This window comes from Paenilisteria rustica (assembly GCF_013820765.1).
GTDB classification, from domain to species: Bacteria; Bacillota; Bacilli; order Lactobacillales; family Listeriaceae; genus Listeria_A; species Listeria_A rustica.
Genome location: NZ_JABJVM010000006.1, coordinates 69698 through 94872 on the forward strand (window position 1 = coordinate 69698; position 25175 = coordinate 94872).

The 25175-nt window shown below is 43.9% G+C and carries 19 protein-coding genes and 3 pseudogenes; 4 read left to right on the plus strand and 18 right to left on the minus strand.

Annotated features, from left to right (window positions below; all coding sequences use genetic code 11):
• The first annotated feature begins 157 nt into the window (after positions 1-157).
• Positions 158-2521 (plus strand): alpha-glucosidase, encoded by a 2364-nt coding sequence (gene ygjK, locus HPK16_RS07605; RefSeq protein WP_181676398.1) that lies wholly within the window; start codon positions 158-160, stop codon positions 2519-2521.
• A 148-nt stretch (positions 2522-2669) separates the two neighbouring features.
• Here the strand turns inward: ygjK and msrA are convergent, their stop codons facing one another.
• The 10 genes and pseudogenes from msrA to HPK16_RS07650 all read right to left on the minus strand — a co-directional run bounded on the left by msrA (position 2670) and on the right by HPK16_RS07650 (position 11844).
• Complete coding sequence (gene msrA / locus HPK16_RS16980; protein ID WP_343064808.1) at positions 2670-3272, minus strand: peptide-methionine (S)-S-oxide reductase MsrA; 603 nt, start codon at positions 3270-3272, stop codon at positions 2670-2672.
• A 15-nt stretch (positions 3273-3287) separates the two neighbouring features.
• A pseudogene (locus HPK16_RS17100) lies at positions 3288-3503 on the minus strand (bacteriocin immunity family protein); the annotation flags it as partial.
• Positions 3504-3596: 93 nt separating this feature from the next.
• Positions 3597-4364: a DeoR/GlpR family DNA-binding transcription regulator gene (locus HPK16_RS07615; RefSeq protein WP_181676400.1), complete on the minus strand. Its 768-nt coding sequence runs from the start codon at positions 4362-4364 to the stop codon at positions 3597-3599.
• 164 nt (positions 4365-4528) lie between these two features.
• Positions 4529-6532 (minus strand): transketolase, encoded by a 2004-nt coding sequence (tkt, locus tag HPK16_RS07620; protein ID WP_181676401.1) that lies wholly within the window; start codon positions 6530-6532, stop codon positions 4529-4531.
• Positions 6533-6545: 13 nt separating this feature from the next.
• Positions 6546-7300, minus strand: a pseudogene (locus HPK16_RS07625) (SDR family oxidoreductase).
• A 24-nt stretch (positions 7301-7324) separates the two neighbouring features.
• Entirely contained in the window at positions 7325-7966 is a 642-nt protein-coding gene (gene dhaL, locus HPK16_RS07630) for a dihydroxyacetone kinase subunit DhaL (protein ID WP_181676402.1), read from the minus strand.
• Positions 7967-7981: 15 nt separating this feature from the next.
• Entirely contained in the window at positions 7982-8980 is a 999-nt protein-coding gene (locus HPK16_RS07635) for a dihydroxyacetone kinase subunit DhaK (protein ID WP_181676403.1), read from the minus strand.
• Positions 8977-9444 (minus strand): ribose 5-phosphate isomerase B, encoded by a 468-nt coding sequence (rpiB, locus tag HPK16_RS07640; RefSeq protein WP_181676404.1) that lies wholly within the window; start codon positions 9442-9444, stop codon positions 8977-8979. Before rpiB ends, HPK16_RS07635 begins: the two co-directional genes overlap by 4 nt.
• Positions 9445-9465: 21 nt before the next feature.
• Positions 9466-10713 carry an MFS transporter gene (locus HPK16_RS07645; protein ID WP_220132283.1) on the minus strand — a complete coding sequence of 416 codons (1248 nt, stop codon included), beginning with the start codon at positions 10711-10713 and terminating at the stop codon, positions 9466-9468.
• A gap of 18 nt (positions 10714-10731) precedes the next feature.
• The gene (locus HPK16_RS07650) at positions 10732-11844 is read right to left on the minus strand and encodes an MDR/zinc-dependent alcohol dehydrogenase-like family protein (protein WP_181676405.1); all 1113 of its coding nucleotides are present in this window, start codon (positions 11842-11844) and stop codon (positions 10732-10734) included.
• A 503-nt stretch (positions 11845-12347) separates the two neighbouring features.
• On the opposite strand from HPK16_RS07650, the gene HPK16_RS07655 reads away from it, so the two are divergent.
• Positions 12348-14063: a toxin Cry1Ac domain D-VI-related protein gene (locus HPK16_RS07655; protein WP_181676406.1), complete on the plus strand. Its 1716-nt coding sequence runs from the start codon at positions 12348-12350 to the stop codon at positions 14061-14063.
• A 133-nt stretch (positions 14064-14196) separates the two neighbouring features.
• Complete coding sequence (locus tag HPK16_RS07660; RefSeq protein ID WP_181676407.1) at positions 14197-14937, plus strand: WxL domain-containing protein; 741 nt, start codon at positions 14197-14199, stop codon at positions 14935-14937.
• Between the two features lie 108 nt (positions 14938-15045).
• On the opposite strand, the gene HPK16_RS07665 is transcribed toward HPK16_RS07660, so the two are convergent.
• Entirely contained in the window at positions 15046-15480 is a 435-nt protein-coding gene (locus tag HPK16_RS07665; RefSeq protein WP_181676408.1) for a hypothetical protein, read from the minus strand.
• A 668-nt stretch (positions 15481-16148) separates the two neighbouring features.
• Here HPK16_RS07665 and HPK16_RS07670 point away from each other — a divergent pair.
• Positions 16149-17021, plus strand: coding sequence for a helix-turn-helix domain-containing protein (locus HPK16_RS07670; protein ID WP_181676409.1), 873 nt, complete (start codon positions 16149-16151; stop codon positions 17019-17021).
• Positions 17022-17361: 340 nt separating this feature from the next.
• On the opposite strand, the pseudogene HPK16_RS16815 reads toward HPK16_RS07670, so the two are convergent.
• The 7 genes and pseudogenes from HPK16_RS16815 to HPK16_RS07700 all read right to left on the minus strand — a co-directional run.
• Positions 17362-17451 (minus strand): annotated as a pseudogene (locus HPK16_RS16815) (recombinase family protein); the annotation flags it as partial.
• 199 nt (positions 17452-17650) lie between these two features.
• Positions 17651-17995, minus strand: coding sequence for a hypothetical protein (locus HPK16_RS07675; RefSeq protein WP_181676410.1), 345 nt, complete (start codon positions 17993-17995; stop codon positions 17651-17653).
• Complete coding sequence (locus HPK16_RS07680) at positions 17992-18273, minus strand: hypothetical protein (RefSeq protein ID WP_181676411.1); 282 nt, start codon at positions 18271-18273, stop codon at positions 17992-17994. Before HPK16_RS07680 ends, HPK16_RS07675 begins: the two co-directional genes overlap by 4 nt.
• A gap of 739 nt (positions 18274-19012) precedes the next feature.
• Positions 19013-19648, minus strand: coding sequence for an alpha-amylase family protein (locus HPK16_RS07685; RefSeq protein WP_181676412.1), 636 nt, complete (start codon positions 19646-19648; stop codon positions 19013-19015).
• A gap of 82 nt (positions 19649-19730) precedes the next feature.
• On the minus strand, positions 19731-20078 hold the full coding sequence (locus HPK16_RS07690) for a DUF3139 domain-containing protein (protein WP_181676413.1): 348 nt from the start codon (positions 20076-20078) through the stop codon (positions 19731-19733).
• A gap of 809 nt (positions 20079-20887) precedes the next feature.
• Positions 20888-22546: a sugar phosphorylase gene (locus HPK16_RS07695; protein WP_181676414.1), complete on the minus strand. Its 1659-nt coding sequence runs from the start codon at positions 22544-22546 to the stop codon at positions 20888-20890.
• Positions 22547-22550: 4 nt separating this feature from the next.
• The gene (locus tag HPK16_RS07700; RefSeq protein ID WP_181676415.1) at positions 22551-25127 is read right to left on the minus strand and encodes a glycoside hydrolase family 38 N-terminal domain-containing protein; all 2577 of its coding nucleotides are present in this window, start codon (positions 25125-25127) and stop codon (positions 22551-22553) included.
• Between the last annotated feature and the right edge of the window lie 48 nt (positions 25128-25175).

Below are 25175 nucleotides of genomic sequence, written 5' to 3' on the forward strand. Positions count from 1 at the left end.
GTTTATAGTTATTGTTTCCCTGCCGTATCACATAATACACCTGTATGATGATTGGAATCAAATAAACACCAACTAGCAATTTCACCCAAAATACGTTATACTTACATAGTTAACTGAAAGCGTTACCATAAATATTAGAATAATCAGGAGGTATGAAATGAAAAAGAAGCATTACTTATTTATCAGTTTGGGTATTATTCTGCTAATTGTGGCCGGAGTTGCGGGCTTTAATCTGCTGAATAAAGACAAAAAAGAGGAACAAACATCGGATTTAATCGAAAAAGCACCGAAACCAGAGGTATCCAATTTTAAGAATGTTATTGATATCTCGGCAAATCCGACCGAAAATATGTACGGAAATTATGATACGAACAGGTTTAATAACTTCTCGGATCTTGGCGCTTGGCACGGCTATTATTTACCGGATGGCAATTCACCTGAAATACTCGGCGGCTTTGCTGGCCCTGTCATCATCGGTGAAGAGTATCCAGCGAATTTGGCGAAGACTTTCAACAAAATTCAAATCGCAAACGATGATACAAAAACGACTTATGATTTGAGCAAGGCCAGTACTGATTTTGCGTATTATCCTGGCAAGCTAGCCCAGACCTACGAACTCGACGATTTAACGCTAGAATTAGACTTGATTTTTACTAGTAATCGTTCGGCCCTCGTTAAAACGAATATCACAAACAAAACAGAGAAACCGCTTCATTTATCGCTTTCTTGGCAGGGAACGTTGCTTAATAAGCTGAATGACGGCAGTGAAACGATCGACTTGAAGCAAACACTCGAATCAACCGCTAATGGAGTTCAAGTTAATTTTCCTGATATGAGGGAAATTTGGACGTTCTTCTCCACGAAACAAACGAAGTATTCTATCTACCATGATATGCCCGTCGTGAATGATGTTGCCAATAATACATATACATCTAAGGCGAAAAGTCCGATCACAATCGCGCCAAATAAGGATTTCGCGACGTTTGCCGTAGAAAGTTATACGTTCACGGATCAAGAATTGCAGGATGAAAAAGCGAATTGGGATTCCTATATCGCGGATCAAGACAAGCTTTTCCAGGATAACAACAAGCGCTGGCAAGGCTATTTAGACAAGACTTTTGCCGATAAAAAAAGCAAGAACCACCCGGAATATAAAAATGCTGCCGTGAAAACAATCGAAACGCTGACAACGAACTGGCGCAGTCCGGCTGGCGCGATCAAACATGATGGTATTGTGCCGTCGATGTCCTATAAATGGTTTATTGGGTTGTGGTCATGGGATTCATGGAAAGAAGCCGTTGCAACGGTGAATTTCAACCCCGAACTGGCAAAAAATAGCGTGCGTGCCTTATTTGATTACCAAATTCAAAAAGATGATCCGAACTTGCCACAAGATTCCGGCGCGATTATCGATGCCATTTTCTACAATAAAACACCAGAACGCGGCGGAGACGGTGGGAACTGGAATGAGCGCAACTCGAAGCCACCACTTTCTGCTTGGGCAGTTTGGAATATTTATACAGAGACAAAGGATAAAGCTTTCCTCAAAGAAATGTATCCGAAGCTCGTCGCTTATCACGATTGGTGGTACACGAACCGCGACCATAATAAAAACGGTATCGCGGAGTACGGAAGCATGGTCAGTGACGCCAACTGGAAAAAAGACGCGAACGACAAGAATATCAAGGATGCGACTGGTAATTTCGAGCTGAATGACGAAGCCGTTATCGAAGCCGCGGCATGGGAAAGTGGTATGGATAATGCCGTCCGTTTTGACAAAGATGGCGTTGGGAAAAATGATCCCGGCGTGCTCGTTTTTGAAAATAAAGATAGCGCAGATAAAGTCATCGGTTACTCGATCAACCAAGAATCCGTCGATTTAAATGCCTACCTTTACGCGGAAAAGGGCTTCCTAGTTTCCATGGCAAAAGAGCTCGGCAAAGATGACGATGCGGATAAATACAAAAAAGAAGCAGAAAAAGTACAAACCTACATCGAAAAAAATATGTACGACAAAGACACCGGTTTCTATTACGACCTGCAAATAAACGATGATGATTCCAAAACAAAACTGCTTGTCAATCGTGGCAAAGGAACAGAAGGCTGGATTCCACTTTGGGCGAAGCTTTCCGATGAAGACAAGGCAGCGAGCGTCCGTGAAAACATGCTTTCGCCAAATAAATTCAATACCTATGTGCCGTTCCCAACCGCATCAAAAGACAATTCACGATTTAGCGCAACAGAATACTGGCGCGGACCGGTGTGGCTCGATCAAGCATTGTTTGGCGTCGAAGCCTTGCAAAACTATGGCTATAAGTCAGACGCAACCTTCCTATCGAAAAACTTATTTAACCACGCGAATGGCTTAATGGGCAACGGACCGATTCACGAAAACTACGATCCGCTTACCGGAGATGGCCTGAGTACAAAAAACTTTAGCTGGTCCTCTGCCGCGTATTATTTAATGTATCAGAATACGATTGTAGGAGACGAAACGACCAGTCAAACCGGGATAAAATAAGACACAAAGAATAAGTGGGGCTGGGACATAACTAAAATCCACCTCTAAAAACCTAAAAGCAGGAACCTCTGTATAGAGCCATTATAAAAAATGGGGTATACGAGATTCCTGCTTTATTTTTCGTTCTAAAGATCCTTTTATCTCAATCTCACTCTTTTTTTCTGCCAACGCGTTGCCAAATCTTGTTTTGAATCCGCTGAAACGACAAAAACTGTCCACGCGAACGCTTAAGTTTCTTGTACCTTTTCGGGTTTTTCTGATAAAACTGTTGATGGAAATTTTCAGCTGGCCAAAAGGTGCTTGCCGGTTCAATGGCGGTCACGATGGGATGTTTGTACTTCCCAGATGTCGCTAAATCTTGCTTTGACTGTTCGGCAATTTGGCGTTGCTCCTCGTTTGCCACGAAAATAACCGGCCTGTAGCTACTGCCACGATCCGCCATTTGACCAAATGCATCCGTCGGGTCAGTCAGCTGCCAGTAAAGTTCGACTAGCTTTTTATAATTCCAAACGCGCGTATCGAAAATAATCTCGACCGCCTCCACATGCCCAGTATAACCGCCAAGCACCTGCTCATATGTGGGATTATCCATATGCCCGCCGGTGTAACCTGATATAACCGAGATAATACCGGGTTGCGTTTCAAACGGCTCGACCATACACCAAAAACAGCCACCAGCAAAAATCGCGCGCGCCTGATGTGGCCCGTCTTTCGCGTAATGTATCGCTAAGTCGAATGAACTGCCTGCCATTGGATCATCCGTTATTTTTAAATAAAAATCCGTGACGTCGGGGGTTAAATTATTTCTTAGAGCTAGTGGGCGAAACTCAGCTTCAAGCTTTGCAATCTGATCGTCAAAATTCGCCCCATTATCGATGCCCAGTTTGGCCGCCCGTAATAGAGATCGTTCCCAATCTCGGGTAGCTGGATTGAGCAGTAAATTGTAGAGGTCGCCGATAATTTCAGTTTGGTTGGTTTTCATTTTTAGAACCACCTTTGTGATTTGATTGCCGCTTTATTTGACATAAAGGTATAGTGAACCCTATCACATGAACGGATATCCTTCTAATTGTCGTCAGTTTGCGATGTCTACAAGAACTTTCGCATCATCCAAACGCGCCTCTAGTTCTGTCGAGAGCGCCTGGTCTGTCACAAGTTGTTCGATGTCTTCGATTTTCGCAAAAGTCGCGATGGAGCTTTTGCCGAGCTTGCTGTTATCAATCAGCGCGATTGTTTTTCGAGCTGTGGCTACCATTTCGCGCTTGAGTTCGACTTCGTATAGGCTGAAATCAGTTAGACCATCCGCAGCATTTAACGCGTAGGCAGATGTGAATAGTATGTCCACGTTCACCTTCTTCAAAAGCTCATGCCCAATCAGGCCTTCAATCGAATTGGAGCCACTACGAACAATGCCGCCAATAATGATAACCGTCAAATTCGGATTCTCTTTTAGCATCGTGGCTGTCGTTAAGCCGCTTGTCACAATCGTTAGGCGTTTCGTGGATTCTTTAATGAATTTCGCGAGTTCAAAACAGGTCGTGCTGGCGTCGAGAATGATGCATTGGTCGTCTTCGATGTATTCAAAAGCCGCTGCTGCAATGCGCTGTTTCTCGGAGCGGTGTTTCTTTTCGCGGACGGCGTATTTTTTATCGATATCGTCTTTTTCTTTCATCATGGCGCCACCGTGTGTTCGTGTGAGTAAACCTTGCTGTTCCATGGTATTCAAATCCGCCCGAACGGTTGCTGCGGAGACGTTTAGCTGCTCACTCAGTTCGTTGACGGACACTGTTTTTTGTTCTTGAACCCTATGTAAAATCTCACTTCGACGTTGATTTGCGAACATGGATTTTCACCTACTTTTTCATATAATAGTGTAATTCATCGTTTGCTTCTATTTACTTTCAATAAATCACACTTTCATTTTACCACATGCCTGCCAATAATTGTAGTATCTGGCAACCAAAAGAGAGTCTAAGCAAGTATGTATCACGCTCAGACTCTCTTTTATCAAACCTTTTGCAATGTCGCCAAAATCTGATTTGCTATTTTTTCAGCGGAGAAACCGAAGTCTTCGGCGAGTTCTGTGCCTGGACCGGATTTTCCGAATGTGTCGATGGCGATGATTTCACCTTTGTCACCGACGTATTTATGCCATCCTTGTGATGAAGCCATTTCGATTGCGATTCGGTGTGTGATTTCGCTCGGAAGCACGGCCTCTTGGTAGTCAGCGGATTGGCGTTCAAATAGTTCCCAACTTGGCATGCTGATGACGCGGGCGCCGATTTTTTCTGTCGCTAAGCGTTGGCGTACTTCCATTGCTAGCGAAACTTCGGAGCCAGTCGCGATTAGAAGCATGTCTGTCGTTGCGGTCGGTGATTCAGCTAGGATGTACGCGCCTTTTTCGACGTCTGTCGCGGCTTTCATGTCTGTCGTCGGTAGGATTGGCAGCGCTTGACGGCTGAGCACGAGCATAACTGGGTTTTCTTGTTGTGTTAGTGCGTATTTATAGCTGGCCACTGTTTCGTTCGCATCTGCGGGCCTTAAAACGACCAGGTTTGGCATTGCTCGGAATGAGGCTAGGTGCTCGATTGGCTCGTGTGTTGGGCCGTCTTCTCCAACCATGATAGAATCGTGCGTCATCACGTATGTTACTGGAAGTTTCATGAGAGCAGCCGATCGAATCGCGCTCCTTAAGTAGTCTGAGAATACGAAGAATGTCGCGCCATATGGCTTGATTCCGCCGTGCAAAGCCATTCCATTCAAAATTCCACCCATCGCAAATTCGCGGACGCCAAACCAGATATTTTTGCCTTCGTAATGGTTGGCGAGGAAGTCATCGCTGTTTTTAAGCATCGTTTTGTTGGAAGATGACAAGTCAGCCGAACCGCCGAATAGGCTTGGTAATTGGGACGACAGCTCATTTAAAAGGGTACCAGAAACGTCGCGGGTTGCCATTGGAGCATCCTTGGTCGTGTATGTTGGTAAAACGAGTGCCTGATTCGCGGTTTCTTGATTATCAATGAGGCGTTGTAGCTTCTCCGCTTCTTCCGGATAGTCGTTTCTGTATTTGTTGAACGCTTGGAGCCACTTCGATTCGCGATGGTTTCCTTTAGATAAGTAGTAGTCTTTTTGATAGCCGACTGTTTTTGGTAGTTCGAAAGGTTCTAATTCCCAGCCGTAGTTTTTCTTGATTTGGGCGATTTCAGCTTTGCCAAGTGGTGCTCCGTGCGCTGCGGCTGTTCCTGCTTTGCTTGGACTTCCGTCGCCGATTATTGTTTTTATTTCGATTAAGGTCGGTTTCGCGGTTTCGGCTTTTGCAAGGAGAATGGCGCTGTTGATGGCCTCGACGTCATTTCCATCGGGGACGCGCAATGTTTGCCAGCCAGCGGAGCGAAAACGCAAATCGATGTCTTCGGAAAAACTTTGCGAGAGTTCACCATCTAAGGAAATATCGTTGGAGTCGTAAAGCACGATGAGTTTTCCAAGTTGCAGATGGCCGGCGAGTGAGCTTGCTTCATAGGAGATGCCTTCCATCAAACAACCGTCGCCGCACAAGACGTATGTGTGGTGATTGATGACTTCGTGGGATTCTTTGTTGAACATCGCGGCCAAATGTGCTTCTGACATTGCCATTCCGACGCCCATCGCGATGCCTTGTCCGAGTGGGCCGGTTGTTGCGTCGACGCCTGGTGTATGCCCAAATTCAGGATGACCCGGCGTGGCGCTGTCTTTTTGGCGGAAATGGCGCAAGTCTTCTTTACTAACATCGTAGCCAAAAACGTGAAGTAGGCTGTAAAGTAGCGCCGAGCCGTGACCCGCGGACAAGATGAAGCGGTCACGGTTGAACCAGCTCGGATGCGCCGGATTAAATTTCAGATGGTTTTTCCATAAGGTGAACGCCATTGGTGCCGCGCCCATTGGTAGGCCGGGGTGTCCCGAGCTCGCCTGTTCGACCATGTCCATCGATAGTACGCGTAACGTTTTTATCATTTGTTGATCCATGAGTGACATATGCGTCCTCCTTTTATTGAATGGTGTAACCGCCGTCGATCACTAGATTTTCACCGGTGATTAAATTCGCGGCGTCGCTTGCTAGAAATAGTGCTGAGGCTGCGACTTCTTCTGGATAGCCAAAACGGCCGATTGGAATCTGTTTTTTCATCGCTTCGCCGACTTCTCCAGCCCATGCTTTCTTGCCGAGTTCTGTCAGGATAACGGTCGGCGAAATGGCGTTCACATTGATTTTATAAGGCGCCCATTCCATCGCCAAAACTTGCGTCATCGAAACAATCGCGGCCTACTCGCGCAATAGGCTACGTGTTTATCCAGCGCTACGACAGAGGCTTGCGATGCCATATTGACGATTTTCCCGCCACGACCTTGTTTTATCATTACATTTCCTGCTGCTTGCGCGATTAAAAACGATGCCTTCAAATTCAGCTCCATCGTCTTGTCCCAGTAGGATTCCGGAAGGTCCGCAGCTTTTTCGAGAAGCGCAATTCCAGCTGAGTTCACGACGATATCGATACTACCGAATTGTTCTACAACCGTTGCCATCACGCCTTCTACGATTTCTTTTTTGGTAATGTCCGCTTGGATGCCGAGCGCTCGTGCACCGCCGATTTGTTGCGCGATTTCGGCTACGTCTGGCTTAATATCGACGAGCACGACGCGCGCCCCTTTTTCGAAGAACAGTTCCACGATTGCCCGTCCAATCCCGCTTGCACCGCCAGTTACGACAGCCACTTTATCTGTTAATGCAAAATTTTTATCGAACATGTTTGTCACTCCTCGTTTCGATTTTTACTCTAGTACACTTTCTGGTAAACTTACGAGAAAATTCGTCAAAATCAGATAGGCCGATGTCGCACCTGGATCTTGATTGCCAAGAGAACGATCGCCGAGTCTACTAGATCGGCCTCGTTTGGATAGCAAATCGATGGTCGAAATCATGCCAGCTTCAGCCGCGACCACCGCTACGCGAAACGCTTCTTCAAAATTACCAGACTCGGAAAAAGCGTGTTCCAATGCGATTCGCGCTGGTTCCAATGTGTCAATCATCGTTTTATCGCCAACTTCGGCCTGCCCGCGTTCCTTCACGCCGCCCATAAATGCTAGCCAAAAAGCGGTCAAATCCGCATCATTAAGTACTTCTTTGCCCTTAATCACCTTCGCGCCTCGCAAAAACCCCGTAGCGTAAAGTGGGCCAACTGACGATCCGACAGCTTCTAGGAAGGTTTTCCCCGCCAGAATCGCCAATTTTGAACAATCTAATTCTTCCTGTTTTGCCAGCTCTTTTTTGATTGCCTGCCAACCAATCGACATGGTCACGCCATGATCGCCGTCACCTAATTTTCGATCGAGTTCGCATAAATAATCTTTTTCCCGTTCCATTGTTTCCGTTACGATATTTAAAAAGTTGCGAAAATCCGCCGCATAGTACATACTCGTCACGCCTCCTCATTTCTGAACATACATCGGGCAATCCGCCGGGTAATCGATGCATTCCTTTAGCTCCGCGTCTAGTTTTATCAACGTCACCGAACTGCCACCCATCTCAAGCGACGTACTGTAATCCCCAATAAATGACCGGTAAATCTTGATACCACGCTCGCTTAAAAGTTGCTCCACACGTCGGAACATAATTAGCAGTTCCATTCGCGTCGTCGAGCCCAATCCATTGATTAGCACCGCAACCTCTTCTCCCGTCGCGATTGGCATATCTTCCAAAATCGCCGTAACGAGACGATCCACTACTTTGTCCGCCGTCTCCAATTTACCTTTTTCAATACCAGGTTCGCCGTGATGCCCCAACCCGATTTCCATTTCATCCTCCGCTAGCGTAAAACTTGGCTTCCCAGTTTGCGGTAACGAACACGGTGACAAGCCCACGCCCATCGTCCGCGTCACCTCATTCGCACGGTTCGCAAGCCGCGTCACACCCACCAAATCATGGCCCAGCGCGGACGCCACACTCGCCACTTTCGTCACGAAAAATTCACCCGCGATTCCGCGTCGTTTTGCCATCTCGTTTTTAGGAGCCGAAGCAACGTCATCCGTCACGACCACAGACGCCACCTCAATATCATGCTCCAAATCAGCCATTTCCGCGGCCATCCCGAAGTTCATAATATCCCCGGCATAGTTTCCGTAAACGTGCACCACACCTTTGCCCTGATCAATCGCCTCCGTCACAGCAACAATCGGACCCGGCGGCGGCGATGCGAAAATATTCCCGACCGCCACACCGTCCGCCATCCCCGCACCAACGTAACCCATGAAAGCGGGCTCATGTCCCGAACCGCCGCCGATCAAAACGCCGACCTTATCCGCGTCAAGCTCAGAACGCACCAGCGCCCGCGGATTTTCCAGTTGCTTCACATATTGCGGAAACGCCTTCACGTAGCCATCAATCATTTCCTCCACCACATGATCCGCGTCATTGATTAACTTCTTCATCCTTCCACACTCCCCGTCTTCAAATATGCCTGTTCCTGACTCGAAATTTGATCAATTTTCCGTTTCGATTGGCCGCCCGCGAACGCGACATCCAGATACGCGTCCACAATTTTCTTAGCCAACTCGAGCCCAATCACTTTCGCGCCGAGCGTTATAATTTGTGCGTCATTGCTCAACTGCGCGCGCTCCGCCGAATACACATCGTGGCACTGCGCCGAACGAATGCCCGGCACCTTATTCGCCGCAATCGACATCCCGATTCCAGTCCCACAAACCAAGATGCCGCGCTCCACAACGCCCCCCTGAATCGCCGTCCCCACTTGAAACGCGATATCCGGATAATCCACTTCGTCCTCCGAGTAACAGCCGAAATCAACGACCTCATTTCCCGAGCCCTCGATGTACTCCCGCAACGCCTCCTTCATTCCAAACGCATTATGATCCGCACCAATTCCAATTTTCATTTTTCCAACACTCCAATGCAATTAATCCACCGTACTCGCCGGCACAACCAAATTCTGATTTTTCGGCAAGGTTACAAATTTCATCAAGAAGGCACTAAAAACGTAAAGTCCCGCGAACACCCAAATGACGCCAACCGTGCCAAGACTTCCAATAAAAATTCCCACGACAGCAGGTCCTAAAAACGTACTCAGCCCCGCGCCCAAATTCAAAATCGACATCGCCGCACCCTTATTTTCAGGAGCAAGCGTTGGCATAATCGCCGAAAGTGGCACGTAAGCCGCCAAACAAGCGCCGAAGCAACCCGCGATCAGCATCGTCAGCAAGAAGTTCGCGCCAGACCATAGCGGCACATAGTAAAACAGCACCGTAAACGTCGCGCAACCCATTCCGCCAAACCACATCACCGTATTCCGCCAGCCAAGCCGATCACTAATGACCCCGAACAATAAGTTAAAAATAATATTCACCGACCAAAGGCACGCATAGATTTGCAACCATTCCCCACGCGTAAAGCCAATTTCCATGAAGAACAACGGCATAAACACTGTGAAACCGTACGCCGCCGATGTATTAATCGTCCGAACAATACCGCCCATCCCGATTTTCGGCTTTTCAAAAGCGATCGTGATTCCCTTCAATAAATAAGCCATCGTTGGCCGTTCGCCAGTACCTTTTTTCGCTACTTTTTCACGGTTTAAGAAAATCGCAATCGTCGCGCCGACAACAACGAAGACTAGCGCGCTCCACAATGTTGCCATCTCACCTAAGTAAGGCAGCGCAATGCTTGAGTAGAGCGCCCCCAACACATTCAGCCCGCCACTATAGCAAAACCAGAAAATTCCGACCGCTGAACCTAGTTTTTCCGTAGGCGCTTCATACGCCACCCAAACAAGGAATGAATAAGCAAAAAGTGGATAGCCGAACCCACGAAGCGCATACGTCGGTATCATCACAAATAAATTATGACTCGGTAGTCCGACAGAAATAAAGAACACCGAACCGATGATAAAAATAACCACACCCGCCGTCATCACTCGCTGCGCCCCAAACATTTCCGATAAAACACCAGATAGCCAAGCCGCAAGCGCCGCCGCAATCCCGTATACACTAAACAATAACGCCGACTGTTGAATCGAAAGTCCGCCGCTGATTAAGAACGGCGACAACCAGCCCTGCTCTAAACCTTCCCCCATCATGAAGACGACAAGTCCCGCATATCCCATCATTAATTTTGGCGGCAAACCGATTCTGTTTGTTAAACTTTTCATGTCACGTTCCCCTTTCGATTACAAGTTTGGGTTCAATACGACCTTCAGCGACTCTGCACCACTTCTTACCAAATCAAAACCAGCCTTAAAATCCTCGAGCGGCAATGTATGCGTTACGACACCTTCTGTCGGTAAATCCCCATTTTGAATGCCTTCAATCACGAGTGGATAACAATACGGTCCCAAATGCGAGCCCAGCACGTCCAGCTCCTTCCGATCACTAATAATGCTCCAATCCACTGTCACCGGCTCCTTAAACACCGAAAATTCAACAAAAGTTCCCAGTTTGCGAATCAGCGTCAGCCCTTGCTCCACCGATTTTTGCGCACCAGTTGCTTCAATATAAATGTCGCAACCATAGCCGTCCGTCAAATCCTTAATAATCGTGATAACATCGTCCTTCGCTGGGTTCAGCACCATATCCGCGCCAAATTTCTTCGCAAGCTCCAACCGATCCTCAAACAGATCCAGAACAATCAATTTCTGCGGACCAGACTTTTTAATCGCACCAATCATGCCCAACCCAAGCGTTCCCGCACCAGCCAGCACCACGACATCGCCCAATTTAATATTCGCACGCTGCACCGCATGGAACGAACACGCATAAGGTTCAATCAAAATCGCTTTTTCAATCGGCAAATCGTCTGGAACCAAATAATTTATCGCTTCTTTCGTAAATTTCATATATTCTGCCATGCCACCGTTTACATTCTTCTGAAAACCGTATAAATCATGTTTTTCACACATCCAATACTGACCACGCTTACAAAAACGACAATCCCAACACGGCACAATCTGCTCCGAAATAACACGATTCCCAAGCTCAAACTCCGTCACCTGGTCCCCATAACCAACGACGTGCCCAATAAACTCATGACCCGGAATCATCGGCGCTTTTATGTATGCCGGTTGCTTCGCGTCGCCCCAAAAACTAGGAGCCCCGTCAAAAGCCTTCAAATCCCCCGCACAAATCCCACACGATTCCACCTTCACCAAAATTTCGTGAGGTCCAATCTCAGGAACAGCGACCTCCTCCAAACGATAATCACCAGGGGCATACGCAACAATAGCTTTCATTTTTTGAGGGATATCTTTGCCTAACACAACATTACCTGTTTTCTCTTGACACATAAGAACATCTCCTTCTTTTTTAGTAAAGCGCTTTCTTGATTACCTCCCCATTATATTTTTATTTCCTCACTTTGTCAATCATTTATTTTCATTTGCTTTCGTTTTCTATCGATTGTCACTAATTTCACTAAAACAACGACAAAAAAGCCGAAACAGTTATCGATTTGTACGTCGATATTTTGTTTCCGCTTTATATTTTCAAGAAGAAAGCCTTGTCTATTCTATTCTGCTAGAGAAATACTTTTCCTTACTTTTTTCTCCTACAGCCATATTCTAATCCAAATCCCCATGATTCAATAATTCACAAAATCTACAAATAGTCATGTATTACGCCGATTTAAGACGTTTTTCCTGAATAAATATTCTTTCACGTGAACATTCCGCCCTAGATCCTTCCCCTAGATGCATTTTCACCTAAAAAATATAATTTCAAAAAGCTATATACTGATATATGTACCAACGAAAAGGAATAGCGATTGAAACAATAAAAAGAAGGTGATGTTATGAAAAAGAAATTAATAGTAGTGGTTCTTATATTTTCTATGCTAATAGAGCCAACAAGTTTTTTCGTTCATGCAGCCGAGGAATCACCTAATGAAATACATCAAACTTTACTAGGAAGCACAGCCACAGATGCTGAAACTGCTGTAAATGATTTGTTTATTGATAATGACCCCACCAAAGAACTCAAACCAACGACCGATCAAGTTGCAATTGATGCAGCGCAAGCACAGGTAAATGCGGTAACAGATGCAACATTAAAAACAGCGCTACAAAAGAAACTTCAAAGAGCAAAAGACTTATTAGAAGTAGATGCAGCAAAAGCCTCCTTCCATGATTTTATCGTAACAGCGACTGGGTGGTCCGCACTAGTTGATGAGAGTCAAAGATTACGATTTTATTATACATTCTACCTCAATGATACTTATTGTTCCTCCTTTGACGGTGGCACAATGTACTATGGCGGCCAAAAAGTGGTTGGAAACTATCGTAATATATATCAAGGTTTGAATCTGAAGGACGGCGATATTCTTAAAGCAACAGTAAAAGTGAACGACAAGTTTTACACCATACAAACCATCACTGTCGACAGAACCTATGATAATGCAAAAGCAGCAGCCGACGCCTTATTCATTGATAACAATCCCACCAACGAAATCAAAACCGCAACAGACCAAAAAGCAATCGACGCCGCTAAAGTTTTGGTGGACAAAGTTACCGATCCAACAAAAAACGCAGAACTCAATGCTGAAATCGCCAAAGCTCAAGCTCAGTTCGATATGCGAACAGAGAAAGAGGCACCAACCGCAGATACGGTCATGCAAACGTTTGATAAAAACGCCGTAATCCCTGACGCTAGCACATTTTTGACTAACGTTCACGACAATGCAGATGACATTTTACCCAATAATATCACGATTAGTTATGTCACACCGCCAACGACAGCAAGCATCGGTGTTCGCACAACGCAAATCTCCATTAAAGATAGAGCTGGAAACACTACGATGAAAAATGTCAACTATATTGTCCAAGATGAGACGGTAGCGATCAAGGACAACTACGTCATTCATAGTGACGATATCCAGCTACAAACAAGTGAGCTAGCAAATAAGACTCCCTCACAAATCGCCGAACTTCTTCGTCAAAAAGCGGGTGTGCAAGGCTGGGATAGCGCAACTGCGCAAGACATCACGAATCAAATAACCTCCGACTCCCCGACACCTCAAACTCCTGGCTCCTTCGAGATTACCTACAAACTCGGTACGGCAAGCATCACTTCCAACGTCGTGATTACAGATAATACAACCTTCAAGTTTACCGCGACACCGGCCGATTTAAATTTTGAAACAGCTGAGATTAATTCTAGCGAAACAACCATTGCCCGCGCAGATACGGATTGGAATATTGGCGTGACGGATGCGCGAAATAATGGCACAGATTGGTCTATCACCGCCACGGTCAACGGTCCTTTTACAGCCGCCGATATGAGCTCCAAAACATTAGCCGACGCGCTTACTTTTACGACAGCAACGACAGAAACTAGAATTCGAGATAACGAAGCCTTCACAATTTACAATGGCAAATCAGGCGCCCAAACAGATACTAACGTCCATTGGGCAAAAGATCAAGGCATCCGGATGAAAGTCAACACAACTGGCGTTAAAGCAGAAACGGATTATGCAACAAGTATTACGTGGACATTGAACGACACGCCGTAAATAAAAATGATTATAAAGGATGTGATGCTAAGGAAATCCCAGGATATTTCTTAACATGATAGGACAAAAGGCAAAACCAAGTGATCTCGGGGTAGCTCCATCAAATCCTGGCACTTTAAAGGAGAACTTTATAATGACTTTCAAAAAATTCGCGGTAATCGGTTTAGTAACAGTTTCAGCAGTAGCAGCAACTTTAGGCATGGGTAATCACGCATCGGCCGCAGAAGTTGGCTCTGTCACCACAAACGGTAAAGTGAAATTCACAAAACAAGCAGAAGGTAGCGTTACACCGCCAGTCAACCCACTAGATCCAGATAAAACAATCGATCCAGACGGCGGCGAAGGAACTGGAACAACAGGCCCGCTAAATATTGCTTATGTTTCATCGTTCGATTTTGGCACGCAAGAAATTTCTGGGGAAACAAAAACGTACAATGCTAAACTTGATACAGTCAAAGTGGACGGTCAAAACATCGAAGTTCCAAACAGCGTCCAAGTAGCGGATAACAGAGGTAATAACGCTGGGTGGAATCTAACCGTTTCACAAGGCGGTCAATTGAAAGATGGCTCTGCGCGTAACTTAGAAGGCGCACAAATCGCACTGAAAAAAGGAACTGCCGTTACCAAAACAGGAACAGGCGTAACCGCTCCGACATCCAATCAAAATATCACATTAAATCCAAACGGCACCGCATCTATGGTTATGAACGCTGGAGCAGATCAAGGTATGGGCCAATGGGTCAACAAATTTGGCGCAGACAACACAGCCGCAGTAGATGCCGTAACATTAACAGTCCCAGGTAAAAGCGCGAAATATGCCGATTCAGATTATACAACAACGCTTACTTGGACACTTTCTGATACACCTGAATGATTAATAGCAAAATGAGTCCAAGTCATCACTGAAAAATATAAAAGCAGGAATCCCTGTATAGAGCCATTGCAACAATGGAGTATACGAGATTCCTGCTTATTTTTCATTCTAAAGCACATTCATCAGCCAAATAATAAAGAAAACGAGGAGAAACGTCGTTGTTCTCCAAAAAAACTTAGAGCCCTTCCAAACCAGCTGACCATTTGCCCCCTGTTGTTGCTCCCGATACGTTTCCACATCAAGACTAGCCGTCCCGTCCGTCAAAATATTAACAACAATCGGCGCCTGATTCCGCGTATTTATTTTTTCACGCAACGGAAAACTATACTCCACCCCACGAATCGTGAAGTTCAGCTCACACACCGTTGAATTCGAAACAGGAAGATACAGACTCCGCCTCTCCCCAATTCGGAAAACATTCCCCCGCTGACGCTGATCCCCACTTACCAAATATGTATCAAAAAGTGTATGCCTTGTCTTATTTTCTATTTTTATCTCATGAGCAATCACCGGCCCAGCAAACAAATCCGTCAAATGAGACATGCTTTTCACCCCTTCAATAATTTACCCTTTTTTATTCCCGTAAAATTTATTACCATGATTCGGACATCTCATATGGTATCGAATGAATAATCCCAACCAAGACATAACTTCCCGACATAGCACAATAGCCGTTGCGACCAACTCCCGCAAGGCTCCCCATAAACTTCCCCGCATACGCTTCATCCCTTTTTGATTTTAGAATCATTTATAACAAAAGGATTCGAAGCAAGTTCACTACATAACATAGAAAACTACCTGAATCCTTGTCACGAAACCCTATCACATTCATCTCAAAAATTAGTGATTTTGTTTTTATTTAGCAAATAAGACCCAAATATATCATTTTTATTTACTTAAGTGCTAGCCGAAGTAAGTTGTATGTTATATAATGGATTTAAGTCTTATTTTTCACTCATTAATTAGTTTTAACTTACTTTTCAAAAATTAATTCCACCAGAAAACGATTTCAGAAACTTAAAACTCTCATCTGGAAAAATTGTGTTGCCCATTTAGTCAGGCATCAATTACCCAAATTAGTGGATCCATCATGTGTATTTCACCCCTCTGCTGTTCAACCATTACATGTTCATATTATAGCTATTCTATATAGAATTGTTGTTTTTGTTCCTTATTTCCATCAATTCACATTAAAAATTGGAGGCGTTATCATGAATTTTGGAGCGACCATTAAGAAAATTAGAAAAGATAAAAATCTAACACAGAAAGAGTTATCCGATGGTATACTTACACGCTCACACCTTTCTCAGATTGAGACCAATAATTATTTTCCATCGTATGATAAATTTTTCTTACTTCTTGATAGATTAAATGTTGTTTTTGAAGAATTCCTTTTTATTCAAAATGATCAAAAGATGCACTTTAAACAGCAAATACGCTCAAAGATTAGTGAAGCCGCAAACTTGAATGACACAGAAAAACTTAAAAATTTGGCTGTTACAGCTAAAGACTTGCACGAAAAAACTGAAGATATTACTTACTATCACTATATGTTAATCTGTAAAGCTTTGATTTCATATAGCGTGACACATACAGTTAACGATGAGATGATTCAATTTGTGAATCCTATCAAGGAATATTTATTCAAGATGGATAACTGGTATTTGTATGAACTAAAATTATTTAATAATATTATCTACTCTTTAACAGTAGAGGAAGCTTTGTTATTTTCTCGTACTTCCTTAAAACGCCTAGATAACTTTCAATATTTTATGGAATTCCAGCACACAGAACAGCATATTTATTTGAATTTATCCACACTTTGCATGGAATATGAAGATTTTGATGCTGCTAAGAATTTTGCGGAAACAGCAATTGAAAAAGCAAAAAAGTATACCCTTGTATATGAGAAAGTTTGTTCAGAAATGAATCACGCTATTGCCTGCCTCAAAATTGGACAAGATTTACAGGCATATGAAACCATAAGGAAAAATATGCTCATCATCAATTATTTAGATTTTAATAGCTTACATTCACATTTTTCAAAGCTTCTGGAGAAGTTTAAAATTGAAGTGGAAATTTAAGCTTGCTATCTCTATATCGTCACCAAATAAAAACGATGATTACTACGCTTATTCACGCTAGCAGCCATCGTTTCTATTTATACATCTCCTAAACAAATCATCTACATAATGTGCCTAAACAATATTGGGTTACAATACTTTTGAATTATGAAATTAGCTCGTTACTCTGCCATACCCAAAACATGAAAAACCTTCGTAGTTTCCTTATCATGGTTCATAAATACAGAATATCAACGGAACGAAAATGCCCATAGGCACACGCATATTAGTGCCTTATTTCGAGGTAATGTCTGTGTTTTTTTGCAGATTTTCGTGTATTAATCGCTCGATATAAAGAATCCTAGGATATGCCGGTGCGTGTAATAATCTCTTTAATGGAATAATTTTCACTATCATATATTCTTAAAGAGACTGATAATTTTTCTTCATCTTATTTTTACTAGTTCGAGTTTTTGTTTTCTATGGGCTTTTTCGTTCCATGACTACTCTGGGGAAACCCTTCAATTCAAAGCATTTTAATCGCCATATAATGCGTCTCTACAACACAAAAACTAGATACCTCTAAGGATATCTAGCTCATTGGTCTTTTTTATAGCCATATTTTTAGTACATTTTTGCAGTACTTAGAATTATGCCCCAGTTCTCGCAATCGTATTCCTCTTGCTTTGAATAACTTTTCCGGTAGTAGCGTTTCTAACTACAATTATAGTATAACCAGCATATGTACCGGTAGGTTTATTTGCAAAATATACATACGTTATTACTTTAATTGGATATTGCGCCCCTACTTTTCCTGTGAACAGTTGTTTAACAATTGCTGATCCTCCCATAATTGTTAGAACCGCTCCTACTGTTTTACCAACAACACCTAATGTTCCTGCACCCAATCCAACAATAAATTTCGCTAGTTCATTCGCAGCTTGTTCTTGATTTTGTACCTTAATAGATTTAGTATCGATCTTTGATGATTTCAAGTAATGCCCCGAAATCGCTTTTGAGCAGTGACTCCACTGTTATCAACAGGAACATTTGCCCGCAATAATGGATTGCTTGGTAATACCGCAATCTCTTCTGGAACATCGTACTCTATTGCTCTATTTTCACTTTCTAAGCTATAGAATATTTCTTCCCCATTTAATTGGTTCTCTTCCTGTTCAACCGCTTCGCTAGCATTAACAAATGTTGGTAATATCGTTGTTAGTACCAAGGTGCTAGCAAGTACGACAGGTATAAAAATTTTATTCTTTTTCATTTCCAAACATCTCCTTTTTATGTTAATATAGATAATATAACATAATAGTATATTAAAATGCAATACTCTAAATATTTTAACTTGGAAGGTGATCTTATGAACATTAAGCAATTTGTGAAATCTAACTGGCTCCTCATTCTGGGGTTAATCTTTTTTATCGCAATATTTTCTTACGTTAGCTTTACTAGCCAATTTTTTTATTATCTATTAGTGAGTGGTGCAGGTATGTTAACTTTTATATTAATGATGTTAATAGACTACTGGAAGAATAAAGACAAGTATAGAAGAATTACCTAAAGTAGATTAAGAAGCCCTATCAATGATTCTTCCATTCCCAATAAGAGCAAAAAAGAGTCTAGGACAAACTCCCATGTCAGCTTACGCTGACACCAATCACAATGAAAAAAAGCTATCGACCTACAACTGTTTTTCTATCATAATAGAGATAGAGGAATAAGTTGTAGGTCGATGGCTTATTGAGGTTCTCCAAAACCTCGCGGGACAAACTGAACCGTCATGCTCATTTGTACCATTCATTACGCTTTCAAGCATGCGTATAAAAACGCGAGATAAAGCAAAAACGCCCTTCCCTTTACTTCGGGTAGGGCGAAAAATTTTGCTTTACACAAATCGAGCGAAAGCGTTTGTATTCGGGTTATGCCCCAGACCCTTTTTACTATTGCCTCTTCACGTCTATACTATCCCATCAAGATAAGGATTCAGAGTATCTAATCACTAATTATTTTATCCAAGCATAACCATACGGTGGCAAATCATATTTCCCATCGCGAATCTGTTCACCTGTTAACAGATTTTCCATACCCGCTGTCTCAATCGTAACTACCTGGTCGCTCACATTTGTGTAGCAATAAACATCGCCTCTTTTCAGTGCGAAAACATGGCTATCACTCGGGATAACTTCTTGTGGTTGATATGGATCGAACGCGGCTTCTGCTTGTCGGACTTTCGCCAATTTCTCGAGTCCTGTAAAAATAGCTTGGCGATAGGGGTTCGTTTCTAGTTCGCTTTGTAGTGTCGCTAAATCTAGTTTTTCACGGTTGATTCGTCTTGGGATTCCGGATGTTTCGGCGGCTTTTTTGTCGTTTCTTGAGCCGAATAGGGAATGATAGTAAATGGCTGGGACGCCCATGACGGAGAAGAGGATGTGATGGGCGGCGAGCATTTTTTGAATCGCTTGTTCGTCGGATTCGCCGGTGTTGCGTAGGGCATCGCTGTAATTGATGTTTAGTTCGTAGATGGATTTGCTGCCATCTGGATTGTTTTTATAGGAAATTTGACCGTCGTTTTGGATGACTTTTTCGGCTAGTTTTTCGCGGTCGGTGTCGGTTAGAATGCCTTCTGTTGGCGCATACAATTGGAACCCTACTAGAAAGATGCCGAACACCAGAACTTGGCGAGCAGCATCTTATTTTGTGCTTAATTTGATTTTAAATAGCTTACTTCAACGGTGGATATTTCACGTCTTTATCATTCTGCCCCGATCCATATTTAAACACCAGTAGAGATATATGATGTGGATAAGAAAACTTTTTATCGTAATTATATTCATAAGTCATCTCTGGGTCATCCTTCAACTTTACCGTAGCAACATATCCTCCGCCCTTCCAATCTTTTTTCATCTTCTCTGACTTTACATGATCATCAGATAGTCCCTGTTCTTGCATATAAGCGTTGACTGCATTTGTGGCCGTGTATTTTGGAATAGCAAAGAAAAATATATAACCTCCAATGCATAAAATAAATATAATTCCTAGTGTTAACCATAAATTTCGATGCTTCTTCATTTTAATTCACTTCACTTTCCATGAATGACTTCCAATGGTTTATTTTTAATTTCATAACACCCTTTGTATTATTTTTTTCGACTAATTCTATGTCATTACTTCCAAATGCCCAAACTTCATTTGTTTTCCATTTAACTGATGCTCCAGCCTTCCAGCCCTTATTATTATTCAAATAAAAAAAGTAATTACGATTTCCCGTAGCATCCTTCTGGTTTGCTGGTGCTTTATAAAAAGTAATCTCATTTACTTCCTTTTTTCTGGTGTAAGGTATCCCTTTGCAAATTCCTTTGCTATTTTATTTTCGATTTTCCTGTCTCTTATCAGCGCTTCTTCGTTCGTCTTATTCATATAGAGTTTGCCTCCTACCAATATAATAACGATAACAGTTACAATCAAAATCAACCATATATATTTTTTACGCATCATACATCCCCTAGTTACATCATAATAAAAGCGTGCTCTCGGAAAAATTCCTGGATTAGCTGTAATGTCTCTACTACCAAACGTTAACATACCTCGAATTTTTTGTAAACGATTGCCTTATTGCATGTATGTACGTGTTCCTTCAATCACCAGTGAAAGATTATCATTTATCCGCTAATTATTTTCTTTCCTAGCAAAAACAAGATTTCTTCCTCTCTTTTATGTCATAAAAAGAACCCACTACCTAAAGAAACCTTGCTTTATCGCAAGGTTTCTTCTATAACACGGTTATCTATTTCTATTTTTTATAAGCATTTTCGATACGACTTATAGCCATCACCTAAAAAAGCTTCTCCCATCGACCAAAAATTTTTACCTATCACTAATTATTTTATCCAAGCATAACCATACGGCGGCAAATCATATTTACCATCGCGAATCTGTTCACCTGTTAAAAGATTTTCCGTTCCCGCCTTCTCAATCGTAACTACCTGATCGCTCACATTCGTGTAGCAATAAACATCGCCTCTTTTCAGTGCGAAAACACGGCTATCACTCGGGATAACTTCTTGTGGTTGATACGGATCGAACGCGGCTTCTGCTTGTCGAACTTTCGCCAATTTCTCGAGCCCTGTAAAAATAGCTTGGCGGTACGGGTTCGTTTCTAGTTCGCTTTGTAGTGTCGCTAAATCTAGTTTTTCGCGGTTGATTCGTCTTGGGATTCCGGATGTTTCGGCGGCTTTTTTGTCGTTTCTTGAGCCGAATAGGGAATGATAGTAAATGGCTGGGACGCCCATGACGGAGAAGAGGATGTGATGGGCGGCGAGCATTTTTTGAATTGCTCGTTCGTCGGATTCGCCGGTGTTACGTAAGGCATCGCTGTAATTGATGTTTAATTCGTAGATGGATTTGCTGCCGTCTGGATTGTTTTTATAGGAAATTTGACCGCCGTTTTGGATGACTTTTTCGGCTAGTTTTTCGCGGTCGGTGTCGGTTAAAATACCTTCTGTTGGGCGCATGCCGATGCCATCATGGGATGCTAGGAAGTTGAAATAGGTCGCCGTTTTGCTCATCGGGGTGATTGTTTTTGCCCAACTTGTAAGGTGGGTCGCGTCGTGGGTCGTGAAGGCGTGCAACGTGAGTGGTGGCAACGGGAATTGATAGACTTGATGGGCTTCGTTGGTGCCATCGCCGAAATAGCTGATATTTTCTTTGTGCGGCACGTTAGTTTCTGTAATGATTTGTGCGTTCGGTGCGAAATAGTCTGTTAGCAAACGCCAAATTTGGATAACGGTGTGGGTTTGCCGCAGATGAATGCAAGTCGTGCCGGATTCTTTCCAGAGAAAACCGATGGCGTCTAGTCGAATGGATGTGGCGCCGCGCGTGATGTAGACAAGTAGCGTTTCGGTTAGGCGGATGAACATCTCGGGGTCTTGGATGTTGACGTCGACTTGGTCTTTGCTGAACGTGGACCAGACTTGTTTTTCGGTGGTGCCGTATGTGTGAAAAAGTGGGCTCGTTCTCGGGCGGACAACGTTTGTGGCGTCGAATCCGGGTTCTTTTTCCACGAAAGCATGTTCAAATCCGGGTTTTCCTTGTAGGAATTGTTGGAACCAGTCGCTTGATTCGGACATGTGGTTTGCAACGAAATCGTACATGAGTCGGTAATTCCCGGCGAGGTCGTCGATGTCAGACCAGTCGCCGAGTTCTGGGTGGATTTGCAGATAATCGGTCACGGAAAAACCGTCGTCGGATGTGTAGGGGAACATTGGTAGTAAATGGACGTCCGAGATAATATCGGCGACGGTCTCGTCAAGCATGATGCGCAAGGCTTGTAGCGGTTTTTGACCAGGTGACTGGATGCTGTCGCCGTATGTGATTAGGTAGATATTTTGCTCATTGAGCGCGGCGGCTTGTGGAATCGTTTGTTGTTCTTGTGCGTCGATGAGTTTTGCTAGACGATTGCTGATATCACTGCGTTTTGGCTCGTTGAAAAGTGTAGCTATGTGGTCGTTTAGTTGCTTATTTAAATCGGATCGCTTCATCGTTTTAGAGCTCCTTTATTTTTAGTGTTAGGTGGCTTTGTGGTGCGATCTCTGCTGGGCTATTGATTGGTAATTCGGCCATATTTACAGTGATATTTGCTTGGTTGGCCTCGATGTTGATTGGCTTGTCCGTTGGGTTGAAAGCGCGTAATATGATGCCGTCGCCGTCTTCTGCTTGTTTTAATGTGCTGAAAAAGGCGTCGTCGCTGATTGTGAGCAAGCTCGCGGACGTTGGTAAATCGCGCATCGCGGCTGGTTGTGGCAATTCGAAACGCTCCACTCGTTCTTCAAAACTATTCAGCGTTTGAAGGTGGTAGCTTAGTTGGTGTGTGCGGACGCGTTCGGTTGTGCGGAACCAATCGGCGGTCGTGAAGCTTGCTGTGAAGCGATAATGGTAGCTGAATTCCAGGTCGCCGAGCATCTGTGCGTCTGGTGTTTCAACGACTTTATTGTTGATACCAGAAGCGCGGCCGGGACGCCAAGCGATATTGTCTTTGCCGAGCAGCCCGACACTCCGGAAAAGCGTGAGGGCAAGGTAATCCGTGGTCGCTTCATATTCTTTCAACCCTTGTGTCACAACGCCAATCGCGCCTTTATCGCTGAGACTTACGGCAAAATTTTCAAGCGGATAAATCGGGACTGGTGCTTCGGCAAAACGGTTTTCGCGCCAGTTCGCAAAATGTCGATTCAGGTTAGCGCGGTTGATAGCAGTGAACGCTTGATCGGCGTAACTTGCCTCGCTATTCGGCGCTTCGAACCTGACGCGGATGCGATGGTTTTTCGTTTTATTAGTAAGGCGATGCTTGATGCCAAGCGTATCTTCGCCCTTTTTGAGTGTGAACGTGGTCTCGATTTCCGTCCCTTCACCGCGCGTTAATGTATGGCGAATCGTCATTTCCGAAACGAGATCTGATCGCTTCACCGCGATACATTCCGCCGCGCTTGCAAGGTCCACAATGTCCCCCGCAAGTGGAGAAAAATCATAGGAATCTCCGTCATCTGCTACATCTTCAAATTGCATGAAATTGGAGAGTTGCGCGCCGAACTTCGTCGTTAATTGTAATTTCCCAGCGACAACCTCGATTGTATAAAATTCATTCGCAATTTTGGCGTCATCTGTTGGCGCTAATAGATTTACAGCGCCTTCGATAATTTGCAAAACTTGATAGCTAAGCGGCTTCATCGCGATTTCGGCGCTTACAACCGTGCGATAGTATCCCGGAATTTCGACTTCCCGTTCCCCGCCTGCCGTCACCACAACTTTTTTTCCACCAGAAATGTAATCTTGAGACAGAATCGTTTGCGGGACAACAACGCCTGACATATCCGCCAAACATACCGCTTTTTCGTTCGTGAAAAGGACCGTCTCGACTTGTTTTGTTATCGCTTTTGGCAGCAAATGAAAAACAAGAACGGCACCCTGCTCCAATTCCGTCCCAATTCCGCGTGCGATTTGCTTTTTCAAAACGTTGATAAGACTATCACAAATACGCTCGGCCTGCTCCAAACGATGTATAATCGCGCGGTTCGTCTCGTCCGAATTACAACCGCCGATAGAATCATGCGCGTGTACATCAAATAACAGTTTAAAAACCTTATCCAGCCAGCGTTTCGGGTACGGCGCGCCATACTTATTCGCCATCACCGCCAGTGGTTCCAGTTGATGATATATTTTATCCTCGATTCGACTATTCGCGAGTTTAATATCCACACGTTGCGACCGAATCGTATTGTGAATCCGCGATTTCTGTGACGCCAGCAGTTCCCCCTCGATCACCGTTTCGAATTCCTCGTTCTCCCACGTGGCTTCCATAAACGTCTCATAATCCGACAACACGAAGCGATAATCTGATTGCTCGGCATTCAACGCCTCCACCGTCTCTGGAAAATGTTCACGCACCAACACCTGATCGCCGCCCGCTGGAAGCAACATGTGCGCCGTCGATGCATTCATTTCCCGCAACGTATCCAAAATCGGCGTCAACGTCCCCGACACATACTCCCCATCCGTCGCCAAAAATTTCCCCGGTCCATAGCCAAAATACATATAATTCGTTTTTACCATCACACCATCCGGAGCGACCCAGCGGAAATTCAAATCCGTCGCCACATCCTCCGTGTACAGACCACGCTGCAAAATCGCGTATTCCATCCCAAAAGACTGAAATATCGACGGTAAATACGCATTTTGTCCAAATATATCCGGTAAATAGCCGATTTTCATACTATGGCCCATCTTAGTCGCAGCACGCGATCCGTACAGTAAATTCCGTACAATCGACTCTTTATGCACAAGTAGCGTGTCCGTCTGCGTATACCAAGGCCCAACAAAAAGCCGTTTTTGCCTAATTAGTTCCTGCAATTGTTTCTTTTTCTCCGGTAAAATTGCGAGAAAATCCTCGATTACCGACATCTGCGCATCAAATACGAACGACTTATACGCCTCATCTCGCTCCAAAACATCGATTAAATGACGCAAATTTTCGATCAGCATCACGTTTGAATCTTCTATTGTAAAATACCATTCACGATCCCAATGCGCATGTGGCACGACGTGAACTGTTTTTTGTCTATTTGTCATTTTTAAAACCTCACAATCTCTATAAAAAAACGGATTGGGACCCCAAAT

Bases quoted from the DNA above. Each gene is read 5' to 3' on its own strand.
- HPK16_RS07670 (WP_181676409.1), top strand. From the start codon at position 16,149: ATGAATTTTGGAGCGACCATTAAGAAAATTAGAAAAGATAAAAATCTA.
- rpiB (WP_181676404.1), bottom strand. From the start codon at position 9,444: ATGAAAATTGGAATTGGTGCGGATCATAATGCGTTTGGAATGAAGGAG.
- dhaL (WP_181676402.1), bottom strand. From the start codon at position 7,966: ATGTACTATGCGGCGGATTTTCGCAACTTTTTAAATATCGTAACGGAA.
- HPK16_RS07665 (WP_181676408.1), bottom strand. From the start codon at position 15,480: ATGTCTCATTTGACGGATTTGTTTGCTGGGCCGGTGATTGCTCATGAG.
- tkt (WP_181676401.1), bottom strand. From the start codon at position 6,532: ATGTCACTCATGGATCAACAAATGATAAAAACGTTACGCGTACTATCG.
- HPK16_RS07650 (WP_181676405.1), bottom strand. From the start codon at position 11,844: ATGTGTCAAGAGAAAACAGGTAATGTTGTGTTAGGCAAAGATATCCCT.
- HPK16_RS07645 (WP_220132283.1), bottom strand. From the start codon at position 10,713: ATGAAAAGTTTAACAAACAGAATCGGTTTGCCGCCAAAATTAATGATG.
- HPK16_RS07660 (WP_181676407.1), top strand. From the start codon at position 14,197: ATGACTTTCAAAAAATTCGCGGTAATCGGTTTAGTAACAGTTTCAGCA.
- HPK16_RS07700 (WP_181676415.1), bottom strand. From the start codon at position 25,127: ATGACAAATAGACAAAAAACAGTTCACGTCGTGCCACATGCGCATTGG.
- HPK16_RS07690 (WP_181676413.1), bottom strand. From the start codon at position 20,078: ATGAAGAAGCATCGAAATTTATGGTTAACACTAGGAATTATATTTATT.
- HPK16_RS07615 (WP_181676400.1), bottom strand. From the start codon at position 4,364: ATGTTCGCAAATCAACGTCGAAGTGAGATTTTACATAGGGTTCAAGAA.
- HPK16_RS07655 (WP_181676406.1), top strand. From the start codon at position 12,348: ATGAAAAAGAAATTAATAGTAGTGGTTCTTATATTTTCTATGCTAATA.
- HPK16_RS07695 (WP_181676414.1), bottom strand. From the start codon at position 22,546: ATGAAGCGATCCGATTTAAATAAGCAACTAAACGACCACATAGCTACA.
- msrA (WP_343064808.1), bottom strand. From the start codon at position 3,272: ATGGCAGGCAGTTCATTCGACTTAGCGATACATTACGCGAAAGACGGG.
- HPK16_RS07680 (WP_181676411.1), bottom strand. From the start codon at position 18,273: ATGAAAAAGAATAAAATTTTTATACCTGTCGTACTTGCTAGCACCTTG.
- ygjK (WP_181676398.1), top strand. From the start codon at position 158: ATGAAAAAGAAGCATTACTTATTTATCAGTTTGGGTATTATTCTGCTA.
- HPK16_RS07635 (WP_181676403.1), bottom strand. From the start codon at position 8,980: ATGAAGAAGTTAATCAATGACGCGGATCATGTGGTGGAGGAAATGATT.